1 protein-coding gene is annotated in these 239 nt (G+C 58.2%); it reads right to left on the reverse strand.

Going from position 1 to position 239, the window contains the following annotated elements:
• Positions 1-239, reverse strand: a 239-nt coding sequence (locus A2J01_RS09185; RefSeq protein WP_156519222.1) for a hypothetical protein, incomplete at both ends; no start/stop codon positions are given.

Below are 239 nucleotides of genomic sequence, written 5' to 3' on the forward strand. Positions count from 1 at the left end.
GCGCTGATACCAGCGGGCTCACCGTGCTCGTCGACGTGCTCCATCACACTCAGTTGCAAGTCGAATTTCGCAACCGCGAGATCGACGTCGAGCGAGCGAACCGTCAGTTCCGGCAAGTCGAAGCGCAGTCCAGTATCGGTCTGGAATTCGAGGAGTACCTGAAACAGAGGTGAATGCTCGGTGGAACGGTCGGGCGAGAGGTAATCCACCAACCTCTCGAAGGGGATGTCTGCATGGTC

The sequence above is a fragment of the Rhodococcus sp. EPR-134 genome (genome assembly GCF_001647205.1).
Classification (GTDB): Bacteria; Actinomycetota; Actinomycetes; order Mycobacteriales; family Mycobacteriaceae; genus Rhodococcus_F; species Rhodococcus_F qingshengii.